Here is a 20,046-nt window from a genome sequence, read left to right as displayed (position 1 = left end):
TTATATAAATTCTTAACTTTAAGACGACAAACCTTATGGGCGGTAAACTTTTACCGTTTCAAAGCCTTGTTCGTGCAGCATAAGTGCCTGTAGTTGGCTCATTACGCCTCTATCACAATATAAATAGTAGTCGGTGTCTTTTGGTAAATCACCAAACTTAGTCGCCAGACGGAAGAACGGTAAATGAACGACTTCAACACCGTCGATTGCAAGCGGTGCAGCTTCTTCTTCCTCTGGTGAGCGAATATCAACTACCACAGAGCCTACAGGTAAATCAGCAACCGATTCAGCTTCTTTAAGTTCTTGTTTGGCTTCAACGTCAATATCACGCACGTCCATTATACGTGCGTTATTTACAACGGTATCAAGTACATCAAAGTCGAACTTTTCTTCTTCACCAAGAATAACGTCTATTTTGGCTTTAACCGTTGGCTTTTTAGAAATAACACCACAGTATTCAGGCATTGTTTCTGCCATTTCAGCCGTACCAATTTGGCGAGCAATATTAATAATTTCTTGCTTATCGTGTTGAATAAGCGGGCGTAAAATAAGCGTTTCAGTAACACGGTCAATCACGCTTAAATTCGCTAATGTTTGACTAGATACTTGGCCAATACTTTCACCAGTGACAAGTGCCTGAATGTTTAACTTTTGCGCAACTACACTACCCGCGCGCATCATCATACGTTTAAGTACAACACCCATTTGGCTGTTTTCAACGTTTTCTAAAATTTCAGCAACAACAGGTTCAAAATCAACCGTTACAAATTTAACTTTATGTGTAGAGCTGTATTTTTTCCATAAGTAGTAGCTTGCTTGCTTAACGCCAATTTCGTGCGCTGCGCCACCTAGATTAAAGAATAAAAAGTGTGTGCGTGCGCCTTTACGAATCATTTGGTAACTTGCTACGCCAGAGTCAAAACCACCAGACATAAGCGAAAGCACGTCTTCTTGAGTTGGCAGAGGAAAACCAGCCATACCAAAATGCGTATGAGAAACAATGTAAGCTTTATCGTCTTTTACTTCTAGGCGTATTGTTACTTCTGGGCGGCTAAGCTTTACGCTTGCGCCTTCGATATGTTGATTTAATCCACCACCAACATAACGCTCTAAATCAGTTGAGGTAAAATCGTGTTGCCCTATGCGCTTAGCACGAACACAAAAGGTTTTACCTACAATAGTATGACCAACTAAAGCGATGGTTTTTTGATAAATATCATCAAGAGTTTCGAATTGTGTTTCGGTTACTTCAATAAATTGAACAATGCCAGGGATGCGTTTAAGGCTATCGATAAAATCAAGGCGAACTTGCGCGTCTTCAAGTTTTGTAACAACTGAAATGTTATCCCAGTTATTTCTTACTTGTACTTTTTCGTCAACACGGCGCAATACAATTTTAATGTTATTTTCTAACACTTTAGTAAAGCGTTTACGGACTGAACGGCTTTTAATGGCTATTTCAGGATGTAGTTTGACGATAAATTTAAGCATAGTTCACTCTTAGACTGCGGGAATTCGCGCTCCCAGGCATTTGGCGCGGGATTATAGCAAAAAATTCAGCGCCTAGGAAACAGCCTATTACTATCGATTAAACTACAGCTAGGGCCTGTTTATCTTTCGAGGTTAAATTTGCAGCAGTGTGTTTGGTATTTAGGCAAGGCAGAGCCTATGTAGTGTGGTTATTCCCCATAAATAGGCGATAACGTAGCATAAATACCAAACAAGCGCTGCCCAAAGGGTTCAGCCTAGGGGCGATTAACTCTTTGTTGCTCGGTTTTTACTTAGCCCACTAGGTTACAAACCTCGCGTCGCGATTTAATCGCCCCTAGATTGAACAAATTTTAATCCTGAAAGGTCAACAGGCCCTAAGGCTTGTTGCGCTAATTCAGTATATTTTTCACGTAGCAGGTTCATTTTATCAATGCTTTTATCGGTACTGTACGCTCTAAATAATGTAAGTACTTTTAAAATGCCATGATATATATCTTGCTCAGCAAGCGTACCACTTGGCCTACGGGCTTTAATATAAGGCGTCCAAAAACTAACCGTTAACTTTAGTGTATGTGCTAAATCAATGACATCTTGCTCATCAATAGCAATCATTTCACTGTCGCGAAGTCCTAAAATAATTTTACGAACTTGCTCTAACAACTCTAACTGAAAATCAATATAAGCTTGTTTTAAATCAGCATCTCTAGAGAGAATATCCCCGAGATTATCGTAAAAAAAATGATAGCGCCACATCAGCTCAAATAACGAATCTAGGTAAGCCGTTAAATGATTAAATGCATCATCATCTTTATTAATAGGTTTAAAGTGAGTATTTAAATGATCGCGATACAGCGCAAAAATATGACGGATAATGTCTTCTTTATTTTTAAAATGATAATAAAGATTACCCGGGCTCATCCCTAAGTTTGATGCAATATGATTTGTCGTTATTGCACGCTCACCATTTTCGTTAAACAACAAAATACTGGTGTGTATTATTTTATCCTTGGTATTCATATGCTAATACTCAAATTATCTATAGGCTACATTACACTCAAAAGAGGTAAACAGTATAAACAAATATGAATCATTAAAACACTCCCACCATGGACTGACCTGTTTAAAGAAAGTAAGTGTTTATATGCTTTTTTAGCTAGGCTGCTTTGTGGCATAAACACTGCTAAACTAGCGCTAAAATAATAAATAGTGAACATTATGAAAGTTATTGCAATTTACCCTGGCACCTTTGATCCACTAACTAATGGGCACACAGACCTTATTCAACGTGCAGCTAAAATGTTTGATACTGTATTAGTTGCGGTTGCTAATAACCCAAGTAAAAAACCCTGCTTTAACCTTGAAGAACGTGTTGAGCTTGCAAATACTATTTTAAGCCACATAGATAATGTTAAGGTAATTGGTTTTTCTGGTTTATTGGCTGACCTTGCGCGCGAGCACAATGCTAATGTACTTATTCGCGGTATTAGAGCTGTATCTGATTTTGACTATGAATTTCAATTAGCTAACATGAACCGCCGCCTGAACCCCGACTTAGAAAGTGTATTTTTAACACCCGCAGAGCGAAATTCATTTATTTCATCAACACTCGTTAAAGAAGTAGCTCGCCACAATGGTGATGTAAGCGAGTTTGTAGACCCTGTAATTGTTAAAGCGCTAAAAACTAAATTGGGCTGTGGTGCCAGTTAATAATAAATAAGGCCTGTTAGCACTGAAATCCATTACTAATAGGCCCTTTTATTAAACACTTTATTTAGCTTTCCTTCTAACCAAGCAAGTTTTAAAATATCTTTACCTATAAAGAAAACTAAAACCATGGTCAAATCTGTAAAATTTATACCTACTATGTACACCCACCAGAACCACCAAAATTCATAATGGTGCATAACATCATTATCTATATACATTGCAAAAAATAGTGAGGTGTTTATACCTAAACCAAATAATAAATAAATGTATACGCTGCTAATCTTTATAAAAAAACCAGATAAAATAATAACAAATAGAGTAATAATATCGAATAAGAAAAAATCGAAGTAAGTAATCGCGTCCATATCAATAAACATACTAGAAGAGTAAGAGAGTGCCATGATGAAAGATAGCCAAACAATGCTTTTATCTGCGCTATTTATCGAACTTGCTAAAGAATATAAAAAAGCCATCAAAAAGCCCCATTGTACAAAAATACCTATATAAAAAGAGATATTTGTATTTAAAAGTAGCTCAACCATTTTACTCCAACACTAGATAAAAAATTATTATACCGCTTTACATATTACGGCAACATCAAATAAAGGCACAAAATCACTCTTCTTTTAAGTTGAGCTTTACTGCCTCAGCGATCTAAACTTAACTTTCTAACACATATTAAAAGCTTGTTTAAGCCTAAAAAATCCTTATTGATGATTAATACCAATGCCATGGTAAAATCGACAAAATACATCCCGAATGTGTAAATGGTCCAAAACCACCAATAGTAAAGGGTGCCAACGATTACAATGTCGTAATGCATACCCAGGAACAGACACGCATTAATAAATAGACCAACAATTACATAGACAAAAGCAATGGGGACAGGATTTTTACATACAGCTCGCCAAAGTAATAAAGTACCTATGGTAGCAAAATCAAAATAAAAGTAATTTAAGTGAGGAGTCGAAGTTCGAGGATCCATAAAAAGACTTGAAGTATAAGAAACCAGCATAATGAATGATAACTGTGGCAGGCTTTTATCTGCCTTATTTATACTTGCTGATAGATTATATAAAAATGAAATTAAAAAGAACCAAGTAAATAATAGCCCTATATTATCGCCTAAATCGACAAGACTCCAGAGTAGGTCAGCCATCAACTGTCCTTTTCAAACTAGTAATCAAACCATTTCTAAATTTCATCAAGTATAAAAAATCTTTGTTTATAAAAAATATAGCTACCATTATAAAATCAGCAGCGTTGACCCCTATCGCGTAAGCATTCCAAAGCCACCAGTAGCTTGTATTATTTGATATATAGATGTCGTAATGCATGAGAAAGTGTAGAGCTGAGTTTATAGCTAAACCAGTAATAATATATAAATAGGTAATACCATCATGCCAGAGCCGCCTAAGGGAAATAATAACTAGGAGAGTTAAAATATCGGAAAACAAAAAATCTAGATAAGTTACCGTATCCATATTTGTAAATATACTAAACGAATATGAAACACTCATAACCAAAGACAAATACACTCTTTCTTTATTAGGCTTATTAATCGAATGAGCAAGGGAGTACAAAAAAGCCATAAGAAATCCCCATTGTACAAATGCACCTATGTACAGAGAAACTGTTGGGCTAATTAAAAGCTCATTCAATATTTTTCAACTTTTTAAAGTTCAATGTAACCCCTCTTTTAAAAATGGTATTTTTATTGAATACTAGTGAAAGAATCATTAAAACATCGAACATATTTACACCAATAGAATAAACACTCCAATACCACCAAGGCTCATAGTTATATAAGACGTATAGATCGTAATGCAATATTAAGGTGAGTACAGCATTTGTTGTTAATGCAAAGATGATGAAGTAAAAAGCTGTAGAGCGCTGGAGTACTTTGAAGTACTGTAAAGTTAACAAAGCTAAAATTGTAAAAAAGTCGTAGAGCGCCGAGTTTAAATATAAACTTTCTAATAAGTTTATATAACCACTAGAAACATATGAGCAAAGCATAAGCGCAGATAAATAAAAAGTGGATTTATTTTCTTTATTTATAGTAGAGGCCAAACGATACAGGAAGGCCATTAAAAAGCCCCACTGAGTGAAAGCTTGTACATAAACCATTAAGGGTTCAGTAACATGCATTTAAGCTAGGTTACTTTGTGGGTATCGTTTGATTTGAAGTAGCTAAAGGTTTTGTTTTTTAACTTATGAAGACCTAGGAAGTCTCTATCAACAATGAGTGCAACAATCATTGTTAAATCTATAGCTGTTACACCAAACGTATATATATCCCAAAAAAACCACGGTTCTATATTTCTATTAATAAAAATATCCCAATACATTAAAAGTGCTAATGTCATATTTATCGAAAGACCAACCAATAAATACAAAAATGATGCTGAAGTTATTTTTTTTATTTTATAAATAACAGCAAGAAAGAATATAGTCGCAATATCGTGGATTGCCCAGTCGAGATAAGTAGTGTTGTAATAAGAAAGCCATGTGTAAAAATAATCAGTTGCGGAATAAGACACGACCATTATAAAAGAACTGAACAATAAAGTTGTTCTCTTTTTTATCCCTAAGAAAAAGACGAAGATATTAAAAAAGAAAGCCATTAAAAACCCCCATGTCACTAGGGCCGATAAAGAGAACAAACCAAAAAAATCAGTTAAAAACATTCACTACCTTTTGTATCACTTAGGTCGAGGTAAAAGTATTGCATTACCACGCTGTAATTCATTACTCGCAGCACTCATAGCCTCTTGAGAGAAGCTTACTGTATCAGATTGCAGGGTTTTAGGGCTAGCAGTTTGTTCCATTGCAGGCTTTAATTGTTGTGTTTTGTTGTATGCTTGCATTTGTACTTGGCTATTAGCTGAAACTTGCATGTGATTGATCCTTGTAAAAGTTTTAATTATATTTGGTGCAACTTTTAACCACATTATTATGTAGATAAATGCATCACCTGTTTAAAGTAGTGATAGCTATTTTGCTATCTACCTTATACAAAGCAACCAATGTGCCAACTTTTTTTGACACCTTAAAACTCACTCAAAACATACTTATATAATCAAACCAAACAGCTCCGACCAGTTTACTACAAACATAAAAAAACGCACAGGGATAACCGTACGTTTTTTGTATCCAGGGAGTTTAAGCTACGTATTTACACGGGATCTCCGCACGTGTACTTAGCTTTAAAATATATTCCATTGCTACTTCGTCACAATTTTCTTTACGAAGGCAAAGTTCACAATCTTTCATTACTTTTTCAGGCAAAGAGTCTTTGCTACAAAAAGTAAAACGTTGTTGTTCAAAAAAATCTGGTACGCGTGTTAATACAATAACTCGGTTAAGTGCCAATTTTTTGGCTTTAGTAAGTAGATGATCTACAAGCTGTCTACCCTGCCCCGACACTTTACTTTTTGGGTCTATACCCAATGAGCGTATTTCAGCAAGGCCGGTATCGTAAATGTATAACGACGCACAGCCCGACACTTTTCCATTTATTTCTGTTACTGCAAACTCGTTAATAGAGTGCACCATATCGCTTTTTGCACGAGGCAGGTTTTCACCTACCGTTGCCCAATGCTGTATAAGTGTGGCAATTGCTTCTACATCATCTAAATTTGCATCACGTACCGTTATTTGCTGTTTTTTTTTGGCTTCTTTAACAGCATTAGTTACTTGTTCAATAGACGTCCCACCAAGGGCTTTACGTGCTTTTATACACGCATCAATTTCAAGTACTGGGTAAACATCGTCTTCAAATACAGTGTTTACTGATTTGTACTGCTCAAGCGATAGCTCTTCAAGCGTTTTACCTTCGCTAATCGCAAGCTGTACAAGTACACCTACAATGTGATGCCCTTCTCTAAATGGCACACCTTTAGCAACTAAGTAATCAGCAAGTTCGGTGGCGTTTGCATGCCCTCCTTTTGCTGCAGCAAGTGTCTTATCACCGTTTACTTTAACGCCTTTAATACATGCTTGCGCCATATGAATACATGCAAGCCATGTTGGCATAGCGTCGAACAGGCCTTCTTTGTCTTCTTGCATATCTTTATTGTATGCAAGTGGCAGCGCTTTTAACGTCATCATCATAGCGCTAAATGCACCAAACACACGTCCGGTTTTACCGCGAATAAGCTCGAGTGCATCAGGATTTTTTTTCTGAGGCATGAGCGATGAACCTGATGTTACGTTATCAGCAAGCTCTATAAATCCGGCTTCACCCGAATTATAAAAAATCAGATCCTCTGACATACGAGATAAGTGAATCATCGAAATAGACGCACAACTTAAAAGATCTAACACAAAATCACGATCAGATACGCCATCAAGGCTATTTTTTGTAGCCGCTGTAAAACCTAGTCCATGCGCTAATGCTTGGCGATCAATCGGATAAGCTGTACCTGCTAATGCACCACTGCCTAATGGGCAAAAATTCATGCGCGCTTTAGCATCTTGCAGGCGGCTTTCATCACGCTCTAGCATCTCTACATACGCCATACACCAGTGGCTAAACAATACTGGTTGTGCGCGCTGTAAGTGCGTGTAACCTGGTAATATTGTGCCAAGCTCTCGCTCTGCAAGCGCTACAAACTCGCCTTTAAGCTGTGCAATAGCATCTAGTAAATGGTCAGCCGTATCACGGCACCATAATCTAAAGTCGGTGGCAACTTGGTCATTACGGCTTCGGCCTGTATGTAATTTTTTAGCTAAATCACCTACTTTTTCAATTAGAGCTGCTTCAACATGTGAATGAATATCCTCTGCACCTGAAGTAGCTACCGCTTGTGGATCTGCTTTAACTTCTTCAAGCAGCTCATTTAATGCAGCCACTAATCTTGTGTGCTCGTCACTTGAAAGTACACTTACCTGTTCAAGTGCACCAGCCCATGCCACAGAGCCAATAATATCTTGCTCTGCTAACTGGTAGTCAAAGGGAAGAGAGTCGTTAAATTGCTTAAACGCCTCATCTGGACCCGTAGAAAAACGTCCGCCCCATAATGCCATGAAATCTCTCCAAACCCTGTAGTGCCCCTTTTATAAGGGGCGTAATAAATTACTTTTTAGCGAGTGCTGAAATTCTGCTTGAAAGCGAGAATAAACGAATAAAGCCTTCAGCGTGTGACTGGTCGTACACATCATCTTCGCCAAATGTAGCAAATGCTTCGCTGTATAAGCTATTTGGTGACTGCTTTTGAACTGCAGTTACTTGGCCTTTGTATAGCTTAAGTACCACTTCACCTGTTGCCACTTTAGAAAGTGCTTCTGCACCGGCTAAAATAGAATCTTTAAGAGGCGTAAACCAACGGCCATCGTATACTAAATGTGAAAACTCGCCACCGAGTACTTCTTTCCACTTACGGCTTGCTTTATCAAGCACTAGCTCGTCAATGGCTTGAAGCGCTGCCATAATGACTGTGCCGCCTGGCGTTTCATAACAACCGCGTGACTTCATGCCAACTAAACGGTTTTCTACAATATCAACACGTCCAACACCATGAGGCGATGCAATATCGTTTAATTTAACTAAACAATCGTAAGGTTTAAGTTCTACGCCATTTACAGCAACCACTTCGCCTTCAACAACTTTTAATGTTACTAGTTCTGATTTATCTGGAGCTTGCTCTGGAGAATTAGTCCAAGTCCATACTTGTTCAGTTGGTTGACACCATGGGTCTTCAAGCTCACCACCTTCGTGCGAAATATGCCAAGCGTTAGCATCACGGCTATAAATTTTTGTAGCAGATGCTGAACACGGAATGTCACGCTCTGCTAAGTAATCAAGTAATGATTCACGGCTCGATAAGTCCCACTCACGCCATGGCGCAATTACTTTTAAATCAGGGGCTAGTGCTGCAAAACATGATTCAAAACGAACTTGGTCATTACCTTTACCAGTACAACCATGAGAAAGTGCATCAGCACCTACTTTACGTGCAATTTCAACTTGTGCTTTAGCAATAATTGGGCGCGCCATAGAAGTACCTAATAAATAAGTACCTTCGTAAATTGAGCCCGTTTTAAGCGTTGGGTAAATGTAATCACTTACCATTTCATCTTTTAAGTCAACTACGTAACATTCAGATGCACCAGAGGCAATTGCTTTAGCTTCTACGCCTTCAAGTTCTTCAGCGCCTTGACCTACATCGGCAACAAACGCGATTACTTCACAGCCGTAGTTTTCTTTTAACCATGGCACGATAGCCGACGTATCAAGACCACCAGAATAGGCTAAAACGACTTTTTTAATTGAACTCATAGGTGTTCCTTAACAAAATTTGGATTTAGTAATGTAACTAGCAGAGCATTTTGCGCATGCATGCGATTCTCTGCTTGTTGAATGATTTTTGATGCTGGACCATCCATTACCTCAGAGGTAATTTCAAATTCACGGTGTGCCGGTTGGCAATGTAATACCGTAGTCGCACCTGTTTGATCTAGCAATGCCTGGTTTAATTGATAAGGCATGTATTTTTCTTTTACTTGCTCAAGCGGCGTTGTATTACCCATTGATACCCATGTATCTGCGTATACAACGTTTGCACCAACCGCAGCCTCAACTCTATCGCTCACCATGACTGATGCGCCATTCATTGCTGCAATTTGCTCTGCTTTTTTAAGTATTTGTGAATCTGGCGAACACCCTTTTGGTGTTACAGCAACAAAGTCAGTACCTAGCGTTGCGGCAAGTAACATCAATGAATGAGTCACGTTATTGCCCTCACCTAAGTAAGCTACTTTAAGCTGACTCACATCGCCATGTACTTCTTGGAGTGTTAAAAAATCAGCAAGTGCTTGGCAAGGGTGGTACAAGTCACACAAGCTATTTACCACTGGTACCGATGAATATTCACCTAACGTGGTTAATGTGCTGTGCTGATTTACACGCGCCACAATACCGTCGGCCCAAGTAGAAATATTAAGTGCAAAATCTTTAATTGATTCACGTGCACCCATAGCGCCATTTTGCTGATCTAAATAAACAGCATGACCACCAAGGCGATTAATACCTATATCAAACGATAAACGTGTACGTAAACTTTGCTTTTCAAACAATGTTACGATTGATTTACCCGATAATACTTGGCTGTATTTTTCTGGCTTTGCTTTTATATCTTGCGCTAACTTTAATAAATTAAGTGCGCCTTCTTGGTCTAATTCTAAACCCGTTAAAAAATTCTCAAACATAATAAACCTATGGTGTAATCTTTGTTCCGACATGCTCGCCTTGCAGCAGAGCAGTTAAATTTTCTGGCTTTTGCCAGCTGGAAATATACACACCGCGTCGTAAATGTTGGGCAGCGTGAAGGCTGGTCTTAACTTTGACCTCCATCCCGCCCACAATTACTCCATCTGTAATTAAAGTATCAATGTGTTTTGTGTCAAGTTGATGTAACGGTTGTTTATTTGCGTCAAGTACCGCTTCTACATCCGTCATAAAAATTAGTTCTGCATTTAAATTACTGGCAATAGCCGCTGCAGCTTCATCTGCATTTACGTTGTACCACAAGCCTTGTTCATCAAAGCCGATAGAGCTAACAATTGGTAAACGAGAAATTCTAAGTAAATCATTGATGATAGAATCGTCGTTACTTGTGCATTTACCCACTAAGCAAAGCGCTTTTAATTTTTGGGTTGCAGTCACACCCGCCTCAAAAAGACTTAAACCAACAGGCTTATGCCCTGCGCTTATAGCTTGAGTCATTAATTGTTTATTAGCGCAACCTGCAAGCGCACCCACTATATAAGGCATTTGCTCTGCTGGACTAATACGTAAACCTTGGTGTTTAGCACTAGCAAAACCCGCTTGCTTTAGCCATGTATCTACTAAAGAACCACCGCCATGAACAATGACAAACTCATCATTTTTTTGCTCGCTTAGCACGTCAAATAACGCTTTTGCTGCATTTTCTGTATTAAGTACTGCACCACCGAGTTTAATAACCCACGTTTTTTTACTCATTTAAAACGCTCCTTTTAAGCCCGTAGTGTGATCTAAATTCATAGAAATATTAATACACTGCAAAGCTTGTCCAGCAGCGCCTTTTAATAAGTTATCAATGGCAGACATTACAATTAACTGCGTGCCTTGTTGCTGCCAACCAATATCAACAAATGGTTGCTTAGCAACACCTTTAATTGACGGTATTTTATCGCCTAACAAACGAATTAATGGTTCGTTAGCAAGCACTTGATAAGCAGATGCAACGTTTTCCTTGGTAACGCCTGGCTTAAGTTGTACATAAATAGTTTCTAATATACCGCGCGGAAAGCTACCTAGATGCGGTGTAAATAATACTTTGTGGCCAAGGTGTTGTTCAATTTCAGGACCGTGGCGATGGTTAAACAAACCATAAGGTGCAAGCGATACCTCACAAAAATGTGTTCCTACACTCGCTTTACGCCCGGCACCCGTAACACCCGAAACGGCATTAATAATAATACTTTCGCTGCTCAATAAGCCTGCTTGTTTAAGCGGTTTAAGTGCATTGAGCGCCGCTGTTGGGTAACAGCCTGCAACAGCAATTAGCTTTGCGTTAGCGATAGCATCATGGTTCCACTCTGCTAAACCGTAAGCCGCTTCATTTAAAAGCTCTGGGTGTTGATGCTCAAAACCATAGTAAGTAACGTAATCATCATTATTTGCTAGGCGATAGCCACCAGATAAATCAAATACTTTTTTACCCATAGCTAAAAATTGAGGCGCTAAATCAACACTTACTTTGTGATCGGTACATAAACACACATAGTCAGCATCACTTTGAATGTCATCAAAAGCTGATGCACTAAGAGGAAGTAAAGGACAATCTAGTAAGCCAAGGTGCTCTGGGTATAAATCACTTAGTAATTTATTTTTATCTAAGCTACCCTCAGATACATAACAGCCTGTTAAGGTAAGGTTTGGATGATTAGCAACTAAGCTTGCTAACTCTGCGCCGCTATAACCGCTTGCGCCAATAATAACTACATTCATTGATTACTCGTTATTTTAAAATTTACTGCTAAATATATATGTTGTTCGCTTAAACTAGCTAAGACGCTAAATTAAGACTTAATTTAATGAATTTGTAGATTATCGTCGCATTATTTCCATAGCTTTACTTTAATATATTTATGCTTAAAAAGTGAATTGATATTCATCATAAATACTTTTATATTGTTATGCAATTAAATTGAATAATAATTTTGGATTTTTTTATGCCTTTGCCTTCGTTTATTTCTATGTATCAACAATTGATTGCAGCCCCTTCTATTAGTGCAATTGAAGACAGCTTGTGTATGAGCAATAAAAACGTAATTGAACTCCTTGCGAGGTGGTGCGAAACACTCGGTTTTACGTGTGAAATTATTGAATTAGAAGGAGGTAAAGGCCGCTTTAATTTATTAGCAAAGCGTGGAAAAGGCGATGGCGGGTTAATGCTTGCGGGCCACACAGATACAGTGCCTTTTGATGACAGCCGCTGGAACCACAATCCGTTTAAACTTACCGAACTAGACAATAAATTGTACGGGCTAGGAAGCATTGATATGAAAGGTTTTTTTGCTTTTGTATTACAAGCGATTAGTGAACTTGATGAAAAGCAGCAAACTCAACCTATTTTAATACTCGCCACTGCCGATGAAGAAACAACTATGGCAGGTGCACAGCAAATATGTAAGCACCCTAATTTAAAACCTGCACGCTGTATAATTGGCGAACCTACTGATATGACGCCAGTATTTATGCACAAGGGCCATATGAGTACAGCAATAAGAGTGGTTGGTCGCTCTGGGCATAGCTCAGATCCCGAACGTGGCCTTAACGCCATTGAAGTAATGCATAAAGTGATTACAAAATTGATGATCTTAAAAGAGCAATTAAAGCATAAGTATTCAATAAATCACTTTGAAATTCCTTATCCAACATTAAACTTAGGTAATATTCATGGTGGCGATAATGCGAATAGAATTTGTGGTTGCTGTGAAATGCATATAGATATGCGCCCATTACCAGGTTTAAGTGTACAAGAACTACAAGCATTAGTGCTTGATGCAACAAAAGAGATAAATCAGCAATACCCAAATGCGGTGAGCGTTATTGATTTACATGAACCAATCCCGGCATTTAGTGGTAGCACCGACAGTGCTTTAGTTAAAATGGCTGAAAAAATAGCGGGGCAGAAAGCGGTCGCGGTAAATTATTGCACTGAAGCGCCGTTTATCCAGCAACTCGGTTGTGAAACAATCGTAATGGGCCCAGGCTCAATTAACCAAGCGCATCAGCCTGATGAGTTTTTAGCGATGGAAAAAATAAAACCATCACAACAAATAATCACCAATATCATAAAAGCAAACTGCTTTAGCAATCAGAGTTACTAACTGCTTATAACAACACAAAATAATAAAGGCGCCAATTGGCGCCTTTATTAATACAAAACTAAGGCTTAATCACCTTTAACTTCTAAGTTAATAAACTTAACTAGCTCTTCAGGTTGCCCTACTAGCATCATAACTTGTTGGTTAATTTCCATCATAGTTTTACCTTCAGGTAGCTTTGCAGACACACTGAATGAATTTAAACCTTTAGCAAAGCTAGTTAAAGCCTCTGCAATATTTTCAGTTACAGGAGCTTGTTGTAACTGCTGCTCTAACATCATTTCCATTTGCTCTAGCGTCATGCCTTGCTTTTCAAGCTCACTTGATAGTAAGTCTTTTAACTTACCTTGGTTATTTAAAGCAAAGCTAACATTGCGCGGCTCTAACTTACTCATTGCTTGCATAACAAGTGTTTGCTGCTGTAACTCTTGCTCATAAGTAAGTGGCTGGTTACCCGCTTCTTGCTGCGCTTTACTAATCGCCAATGAAGCATCCATTAATGCTTTTGAATTAGCCAAGCCCATATCCATATTAAAACTAACAATGTCTTTTGCATCAAGCTTAACTACTACATCACTATTGCCAGACTCTTCATCGTAATCAAGTGATGAATGTAAGTCGTAACTTGCCGACGCGAGCATTTCGTTTGTATCAGCAGGTAATTTTGAAACAAAATCTTTATCAAACTGAAAGCTTTTTACATCAAATGATGTATGCGGTGATATTTTATCTGGCTCGTAACCTGTTATTTCAATGCTTTGAATATTAGCAACATTGTCACCCTCAGGGCTTATTACTTCCATGTTTGTTATTTCTACGCTTTTTGAAATAACACTTGCCGATAAACCAGCGTATTTAAATGTAGCGCCAGTTTGCTCGCTTACTAAAGCAAGTTGCTTATCTACTTCTGCACGCACTTCTTGTGTAGCTACATAATTTGCATAGCTCACGCCACCAACGCCCGCAGCTACAATCGCTGCAACTATTACTAACTTTTTCATGTTATTTCCTTATTCTATTCTTTGTGTAAACCGAGTTTTATTAAGAGTAACATTACACATTAACACCCGTAAGTATTAATTAATTAAACTAAGCAACTCATGTACTGTTTTAACTGGGGTAATTTTAGCGCCCAGCCCTTCCATCGACTTATGGTAATTACGAAATGGAATATATATTTCTGTAAAACCATGTTGTGCTGCTTCTTTAACACGTGGCACACCACTATCAATTGGGCGTACATCGCCATTTAAGCTGAGTTCGCCCATAATACACGTGGTACGTGGCACAACAAATTCATTTAAGCTGCTAAGTAGCGCGGTAACCAATGCTAAATCAATACAAGTTTCTGTTTCATCTATTCTTAGGCCACCCACAATATTAAAAAACGTATCGTGGAATATTTTGGTTTTAGTGTGTTTTCGTAATATGCCAGTCAGCATTTTTATGCGGTTCATGTTTAAACCAACGCACACACGCTGCGGAAATTCCGCCTCGGTTTCGGTCGTTAAACACTGAATTTCAAGTAGTAAATTTCGATTACCTTTACGGATACAGGTAATTGTAGAGCCTGGCGAGTCGGTTGTAGACCCCGATAAAAATATTTCGCTCGGGTTATCAACGCTTAACATCCCACGTTCGCACATTTTAAAAATGCCAACGGTATCTATATCACCAAAGCGGTTTTTATTTGCCCTAAGGGTTCGAATTTGCCCATCATTGGTGTCTATGTGTAAAAGCGCATCGACAATATGTACAAGTGTTTGAGGACCTGCTATTTCGTTATTTTTATTTACATGAGCAATAATGAACATGGTTACATCATTTTGCTTACAGTATTGAGTCAATGCTTGGGCGGCGCTTTTTACTTGCGAAGGGGAACCTGGGCTACCATTTGCCGTTTCGGTTACAACCGCTTGAATAGAGTCAATAACAGCAAACTTAATTTTATTTTTCTCGAGCTCTTCAATGATGGTTTCAACACTGGTTTCTGAAAGTAAATAAAGCTCGTCAGGGTTATAGTTTAACTTTAAACGATTTACCCTGTTTTTAAACTGCGATAATGACTCCTCGGCCGTACAGTAAAGTGACGGCATACGTTGTGACATTCTCGCTACTAGGTCAGATAGCAATGTTGTTTTACCAGCACCTGGATCACCCGAAATTATATTAACAGAGCCGGTAGTTACACCACCGCTTAGCACACGATCGAGCTCGCCAATTTCTGTCAGCTGTTTTTCTGCCTCTGACGTAGCAATATCATTAATTTTTTTAGAGCCGCCACCAGCACCGCCAGCATAACCACCTACATTTGCTCGAACTGACGTTTTTTTACTCTGCCCTGCTGAAGGTTTAAATTCTGCTAATGTGTTCCACGCACCGCAGCGGCATTGACCCTGCCAACGTGGGTAGTTCATGCCACATTCTGTACACACAAACTCTATTTTTGCCGCTTTAGTCATTTATAACCTTATCTACGATTCTCTAATTTTAAAAACATTTACTGTTAATAACTTATTTTGCCACTTCAAGCATTTACTTAGCAACAAACTCTTGCCTGCGTAAAAATCTAGCGTCACAATCATTAAATACACATGGTGTTTCTTTTTAGCTATAATTTAGGGCATACTTTTTGCTTTGAAATAGTTTAAAGTAACTTGCCAACAAAATGGCATATAACACATAATAACAAGAGCTAAACAGTAGTAACTAAAATAATTGTACCTATATTAATAACATAGCGCGATTTAACGTTTATTGAACTTCTAATAAATGGACTTAACAGTATACCTACTTTTTCAATTAGACGGTGATGGTTTTATAAATGGCTGATGACATAATGCTCAAACACGAAGACCTCGTGAATGAGTTAAAAACATATTTAGGCAATGCTAAATTTGACCTAATTTTCAAATCAAAAACCGCTGGGTTAACCAAACCTGAGCAATTTTTGATGAAAATGGAAATGTCACGCTTATCTCAGCCAGTGGCACGCTTTGTTGATCTTCGTGGATTAGTGACGGGCCAAGTAAAACCGTATGAGCATAACGGCAAACAGCACTTTATGGATGACACAGCCATTGAAGTGTTTGAAAAAGCACTTAAACAGCATGGTGAATATACCCTAGCCGTTTACGAAGCCGTAATGAATACAGAAAATAACCACCGCGTATTACAAAAACAAGCCGCCGAAAAATCAGAATTACAAGAATCAGAAAGTAACTTAAGCACTGAAGTAATTAAGTTTGCCTCTTACGAGAGCCGCCGTGAAGAACGGATGAATTACTCAATAAAAGTAACTATTGATTACAAAGATAAAAAGAACATTGCTGCTAGCACCTCAGATATATCTTTAAGCGGTTGTAAAGTTAAGCTTGCAACGCGCTACTCTATAAAAAAAGGTGAACTAATAGCAATGCGCTTGGTAGGCCTTGAACAAGACTTTGAACTTGGCCTAAAAAACGGTATTCAATACGAAGTTGTTGCCGTTGAAAATATCTCTCGTGAATACAACCACATTCGCTTAAAACGCACTTATATCGAAAATAACGATGCCTTTAATGACTTTTTAGAAAGCTTTATTCACGGTAATAAACGTCGTTATAAAGTAAATTTAGATAACACGCTCGATGCTGTAGTATCAAAGGGATATGAGCAATACTACATCCCTCGTGTAACGTCTTTATATGTATTTTTAAGCAAAAAAGATGAACAGTACTACCCAAGCCTTAGCCTTACTACTGAAAATAATATTTTTATCCAGCGCTATTTTACCGATGAAAGAAAAACACCGTGTTTGTACAATATACTCAATCATCAGCGCATTACACAATTACTAACCCAAATTACCGCGGTCAAAGAAGATTACCTCTATACATTTACACATATATCATCGGGTAAAATTTACTATTACTCTGCGACACGAACTGAGCTAAATAATAACCCTAAATTACGTGATCTATTTTTAGGTTTTGGTAGCCAAAAAGAAAGTTGGCAGTGCTTTAAAATACAAATAATGCCAAGTCATCCAGATGATTCTTTTATACCGCTTTCATTACCTAATAGTGCTGGCGCTAATATTGAAAAACTCAACAAGCCGCCTTCCCCTCGAGTTAAAGGCCTTATAAAAGACGTTAAATATATTGTTGTACTTACAAGTATTGGCAATAAAACAGAGCAAGCAGATTATAAACAACTTACTTTTGATAAAGCGTTAGTAAATCAGCTTAAACATTTTGGCCACGCAAAACATAAAACGCCACCTTATTTAGATATTGTGCCACTTGAATACGTAAATTTACGCTCGCATAAGCGCTACCTTTATAAAACACCGGTTAGCGTCACTATTAATGATGAAGTATTTAACGGTTATACACGTGACTTTTCTGTAATGGGTTTGCAATTAGAGTGCGAGCAACCAGTCACATTTAAAAAAGGTGATATAGTACTTTTAACATTTCCTGAGCTTCAAAAAATAACTAAAAAGCATAAACTTAGCGAACTAAAGTACGAAATAATGGCCATTAGTAAGTCATTCACTACTATTAACCTAAAAGCGAATCGTGTTGCTGATTTACCCCATGCTGGCGTGACTTTTTTCACTCAGTTAATAGAAGGGAATAAAGACAAACTTAAAGTATCTGAAGAAGCGCCAAAAGTAGAAGGCTTATCTACCGCACTTAGAAATATGGTTACAAAAAGTGTATGCCAATTTCCGCTGTATTTACACAAAGAAGCTGCACACTTTAAAACAGGTGCAATTGGTTATGGCTTATACGCCAGTCCTATGCATGTTATTTTGCAAAACTTTGGCTTATTAGGTAACAAAACTGACTTTTCGAGTATTCTTACCGAAGAGCAAATTATTAATGTAATAACGCCTAATATTAAAGATCGCAGTCGCCAAGACGCACCGCTTGCTTTTACACTCGCTATTAATTTCGACCCTCGTAAGGGTAAAATTGAAGAAGCTATTGTTAGCCAATGCGCTTTAGGTGAAGACTACTCAAGCTTTTATAAACAAATTAGTAAAGGCATTACATCACAACTTATATTTGTGATGCGTTTGTATATTTCGCGCACAGGTCGCCCCGATACTGACTACCTATCAAACGAGCTAAAATACGTAAGCCAATACGCTATGCATAAAGCAAAAGATTTAGAGGAAGCTTTATGGGCTGTTGCAGGCGTGGGGGACGTAGTAGATATAACTGAAGAAGCTCTAAGCCATTTAGAGCTTAAAAAAGAGCAAGTTGAACAAATGGGCCGCCGTAAACTAATTTGGTTAAACCGCTTACGCTAAGCGGTTTAACTTAAACAACTTTAAAGAGCGGGCTCTTTATCTAACGGAATGGCCAACATATACAACAATTGTAATAATGACCCTTCACAAATAGCCGCTTGTGCTTGCTCAACTACTTTAGGTTTGCCATGCACTGCTACACCTAGGCCAGCTTTTGCCATCATGACTAAATCGTTTGCGCCATCGCCAATAGCAACTGTTTGCGACTTCTCAAGCCCTAGTTTATGTTGTAACGACTCTAGAATAATTGCTTTTTGTTGTGCATCTACAATTGTACCCAGTACTTTACCTGTTAGTTTATCGTCTTTAAATTCGAGTACATTAGCGTGCACTTCATCTAAATTAATAAGCTCTTGAACGCGCTCTGCAAACGGTACAAAACCACCTGATGCGATTACTAAATACCAGTCATGCTGTTTTAGAATTTGACACAGCACTTTAATACCCGGCATGAGTGGCAATGCACTTTTTAGTTCTTCAATTAAGCTTTTTTCAATACCAGCCAGTTTAGCTACACGCTGATTTAAACTCTCGCTAAAATCAAGTTTACCCGCCATTGCAAGTGCGGTTACAGAGGCAACTTCGTCGTAAACATCCGCAAGCCGTGCTATTTCGTCTATGCACTCAATAGTTATTGCAGTTGAATCCATATCCATAACCAATAAACCAGGCTCATATAAATTAGGCGCAGTAGAAACTTGCACTAATTGACAATCTAGGGTGTTTGAAAACTCTTGTAGTACTAACGGGTTTATAGCTTGATCGGAGTTTTGCGCGTAAAAACACAGTGCTGGAGCTAACCCTAAATCTGGTTGATATTGACATATAGCACTGACTGTTTGGTTATGCGTAGCTAAAAAATCAATAATGCTAACAATGTGTTTTTCTTCAAAATCACCCGCAAATGCGATGCTAAATAACCCTAATGCTTTGTTTGGTATATAATCAAGAGGTGTAAATACACCACCACTATAGCTAAACCATTTATTTAGAGTTAAGTGTTGTAATGGTTGCTCAGCAGCTTGCTGTGCCATGTTGATTTGCGACATGGAATCTCCGTGTTTATTTTTATTTTCCTGATAATTGGCATATCATAACTGGTATTCTCAACACTAAATTCGCCATCAGGTGGGGTTTAAGGTTATAGTTAGTGTAGTTGTAACATC

18 protein-coding genes are annotated in these 20,046 nt (G+C 38.0%); 3 read left to right on the top strand and 15 right to left on the bottom strand.

Annotated elements, in window-relative coordinates; translation table 11 throughout:
• Positions 1–33: 33 nt before the first annotated feature.
• Together thiI and QL995_RS04100 are read right to left on the bottom strand one after the other, a co-directional pair.
• Positions 34–1,491 carry a tRNA uracil 4-sulfurtransferase ThiI gene (thiI, locus tag QL995_RS04105; protein WP_101164302.1) on the bottom strand — a complete coding sequence of 486 codons (1,458 nt, stop codon included), beginning with the start codon at positions 1,489–1,491 and terminating at the stop codon, positions 34–36.
• A gap of 324 nt (positions 1,492–1,815) precedes the next feature.
• A complete protein-coding gene (locus QL995_RS04100; protein ID WP_024592300.1) occupies positions 1,816–2,508 on the bottom strand; it encodes a TetR/AcrR family transcriptional regulator in 693 nt (230 codons plus the stop codon).
• 198 nt (positions 2,509–2,706) lie between these two features.
• Here QL995_RS04100 and coaD point away from each other — a divergent pair, with 198 nt between their 5' ends.
• The gene (gene coaD / locus QL995_RS04095) at positions 2,707–3,198 is read left to right on the top strand and encodes a pantetheine-phosphate adenylyltransferase (RefSeq protein WP_010553185.1); all 492 of its coding nucleotides are present in this window, start codon (positions 2,707–2,709) and stop codon (positions 3,196–3,198) included.
• 35 nt (positions 3,199–3,233) lie between these two features.
• On the opposite strand, the gene QL995_RS04090 is transcribed toward coaD, so the two are convergent.
• From QL995_RS04090 to argC, 10 genes are all read right to left on the bottom strand, one after another.
• Positions 3,234–3,740 carry a hypothetical protein gene (locus tag QL995_RS04090; protein ID WP_121954216.1) on the bottom strand — a complete coding sequence of 169 codons (507 nt, stop codon included), beginning with the start codon at positions 3,738–3,740 and terminating at the stop codon, positions 3,234–3,236.
• A 104-nt stretch (positions 3,741–3,844) separates the two neighbouring features.
• Positions 3,845–4,357 (bottom strand): hypothetical protein, encoded by a 513-nt coding sequence (locus QL995_RS04085; protein WP_290293070.1) that lies wholly within the window; start codon positions 4,355–4,357, stop codon positions 3,845–3,847.
• 494 nt (positions 4,358–4,851) lie between these two features.
• Complete coding sequence (locus QL995_RS04080; protein ID WP_290293066.1) at positions 4,852–5,349, bottom strand: hypothetical protein; 498 nt, start codon at positions 5,347–5,349, stop codon at positions 4,852–4,854.
• A gap of 5 nt (positions 5,350–5,354) precedes the next feature.
• Positions 5,355–5,888, bottom strand: a complete 534-nt coding sequence (locus QL995_RS04075; protein WP_290293063.1) for a hypothetical protein — start codon at positions 5,886–5,888, stop codon at positions 5,355–5,357.
• A gap of 15 nt (positions 5,889–5,903) precedes the next feature.
• The gene (locus QL995_RS04070) at positions 5,904–6,098 is read right to left on the bottom strand and encodes a hypothetical protein (RefSeq protein WP_166110394.1); all 195 of its coding nucleotides are present in this window, start codon (positions 6,096–6,098) and stop codon (positions 5,904–5,906) included.
• 265 nt (positions 6,099–6,363) lie between these two features.
• Positions 6,364–8,229, bottom strand: a complete 1,866-nt coding sequence (gene argH, locus QL995_RS04065; protein ID WP_007581654.1) for an argininosuccinate lyase — start codon at positions 8,227–8,229, stop codon at positions 6,364–6,366.
• A gap of 49 nt (positions 8,230–8,278) precedes the next feature.
• Positions 8,279–9,481, bottom strand: coding sequence for an argininosuccinate synthase (locus QL995_RS04060; protein ID WP_007581653.1), 1,203 nt, complete (start codon positions 9,479–9,481; stop codon positions 8,279–8,281).
• Positions 9,478–10,410: an ornithine carbamoyltransferase gene (locus QL995_RS04055; RefSeq protein ID WP_290293051.1), complete on the bottom strand. Its 933-nt coding sequence runs from the start codon at positions 10,408–10,410 to the stop codon at positions 9,478–9,480. The genes QL995_RS04060 and QL995_RS04055 overlap by 4 nt, the downstream gene beginning before the upstream one ends.
• Positions 10,411–10,417: 7 nt before the next feature.
• Positions 10,418–11,185 carry an acetylglutamate kinase gene (argB, locus tag QL995_RS04050; RefSeq protein WP_165727586.1) on the bottom strand — a complete coding sequence of 256 codons (768 nt, stop codon included), beginning with the start codon at positions 11,183–11,185 and terminating at the stop codon, positions 10,418–10,420.
• Positions 11,186–12,196, bottom strand: a complete 1,011-nt coding sequence (gene argC, locus QL995_RS04045) for an N-acetyl-gamma-glutamyl-phosphate reductase (protein WP_024608999.1) — start codon at positions 12,194–12,196, stop codon at positions 11,186–11,188.
• Between the two features lie 224 nt (positions 12,197–12,420).
• On the opposite strand from argC, the gene argE reads away from it, so the two are divergent.
• A complete protein-coding gene (gene argE, locus QL995_RS04040) occupies positions 12,421–13,581 on the top strand; it encodes an acetylornithine deacetylase (protein ID WP_165734551.1) in 1,161 nt (386 codons plus the stop codon).
• Between the two features lie 65 nt (positions 13,582–13,646).
• On the opposite strand, the gene QL995_RS04035 is transcribed toward argE, so the two are convergent.
• Positions 13,647–14,579 carry a hypothetical protein gene (locus QL995_RS04035; RefSeq protein WP_024608998.1) on the bottom strand — a complete coding sequence of 311 codons (933 nt, stop codon included), beginning with the start codon at positions 14,577–14,579 and terminating at the stop codon, positions 13,647–13,649.
• Between the two features lie 75 nt (positions 14,580–14,654).
• Entirely contained in the window at positions 14,655–16,040 is a 1,386-nt protein-coding gene (gene radA / locus QL995_RS04030) for a DNA repair protein RadA (protein ID WP_166420897.1), read from the bottom strand.
• A 362-nt stretch (positions 16,041–16,402) separates the two neighbouring features.
• Between radA and QL995_RS04025 the strand changes: the two genes are divergently transcribed.
• Positions 16,403–18,880: a PilZ domain-containing protein gene (locus tag QL995_RS04025; protein WP_010553175.1), complete on the top strand. Its 2,478-nt coding sequence runs from the start codon at positions 16,403–16,405 to the stop codon at positions 18,878–18,880.
• Positions 18,881–18,900: 20 nt separating this feature from the next.
• Here QL995_RS04025 and serB read toward each other — a convergent pair whose 3' ends face one another.
• Entirely contained in the window at positions 18,901–19,929 is a 1,029-nt protein-coding gene (serB, locus tag QL995_RS04020) for a phosphoserine phosphatase SerB (protein ID WP_290293026.1), read from the bottom strand.
• Positions 19,930–20,046 lie beyond the last annotated feature (117 nt).

This window comes from Pseudoalteromonas sp. APC 3358, assembly GCF_030408075.1.
Taxonomy (GTDB): Bacteria; Pseudomonadota; Gammaproteobacteria; order Enterobacterales; family Alteromonadaceae; genus Pseudoalteromonas; species Pseudoalteromonas arctica.
Note: the sequence above shows the minus strand (reverse complement) of the source record. Positions and strands in the feature narration are given on the sequence as shown.

Excerpts from the sequence above, each read along its gene's own strand:
- argC (WP_024608999.1), bottom strand. The coding sequence starts at position 12,196 with ATGAATGTAGTTATTATTGGCGCAAGCGGTTATAGCGGCGCAGAGTTA.
- radA (WP_166420897.1), bottom strand. The coding sequence starts at position 16,040 with ATGACTAAAGCGGCAAAAATAGAGTTTGTGTGTACAGAATGTGGCATG.
- QL995_RS04025 (WP_010553175.1), top strand. The coding sequence starts at position 16,403 with ATGGCTGATGACATAATGCTCAAACACGAAGACCTCGTGAATGAGTTA.
- serB (WP_290293026.1), bottom strand. The coding sequence starts at position 19,929 with ATGTCGCAAATCAACATGGCACAGCAAGCTGCTGAGCAACCATTACAA.
- QL995_RS04070 (WP_166110394.1), bottom strand. The coding sequence starts at position 6,098 with ATGCAAGTTTCAGCTAATAGCCAAGTACAAATGCAAGCATACAACAAA.
- QL995_RS04060 (WP_007581653.1), bottom strand. The coding sequence starts at position 9,481 with ATGAGTTCAATTAAAAAAGTCGTTTTAGCCTATTCTGGTGGTCTTGAT.
- QL995_RS04090 (WP_121954216.1), bottom strand. The coding sequence starts at position 3,740 with ATGGTTGAGCTACTTTTAAATACAAATATCTCTTTTTATATAGGTATT.
- coaD (WP_010553185.1), top strand. The coding sequence starts at position 2,707 with ATGAAAGTTATTGCAATTTACCCTGGCACCTTTGATCCACTAACTAAT.
- argB (WP_165727586.1), bottom strand. The coding sequence starts at position 11,185 with ATGAGTAAAAAAACGTGGGTTATTAAACTCGGTGGTGCAGTACTTAAT.
- argH (WP_007581654.1), bottom strand. The coding sequence starts at position 8,229 with ATGGCATTATGGGGCGGACGTTTTTCTACGGGTCCAGATGAGGCGTTT.
- argE (WP_165734551.1), top strand. The coding sequence starts at position 12,421 with ATGCCTTTGCCTTCGTTTATTTCTATGTATCAACAATTGATTGCAGCC.
- QL995_RS04100 (WP_024592300.1), bottom strand. The coding sequence starts at position 2,508 with ATGAATACCAAGGATAAAATAATACACACCAGTATTTTGTTGTTTAAC.
- QL995_RS04055 (WP_290293051.1), bottom strand. The coding sequence starts at position 10,410 with ATGTTTGAGAATTTTTTAACGGGTTTAGAATTAGACCAAGAAGGCGCA.
- thiI (WP_101164302.1), bottom strand. The coding sequence starts at position 1,491 with ATGCTTAAATTTATCGTCAAACTACATCCTGAAATAGCCATTAAAAGC.
- QL995_RS04085 (WP_290293070.1), bottom strand. The coding sequence starts at position 4,357 with ATGGCTGACCTACTCTGGAGTCTTGTCGATTTAGGCGATAATATAGGG.
- QL995_RS04075 (WP_290293063.1), bottom strand. The coding sequence starts at position 5,888 with ATGTTTTTAACTGATTTTTTTGGTTTGTTCTCTTTATCGGCCCTAGTG.
- QL995_RS04080 (WP_290293066.1), bottom strand. The coding sequence starts at position 5,349 with ATGCATGTTACTGAACCCTTAATGGTTTATGTACAAGCTTTCACTCAG.
- QL995_RS04035 (WP_024608998.1), bottom strand. The coding sequence starts at position 14,579 with ATGAAAAAGTTAGTAATAGTTGCAGCGATTGTAGCTGCGGGCGTTGGT.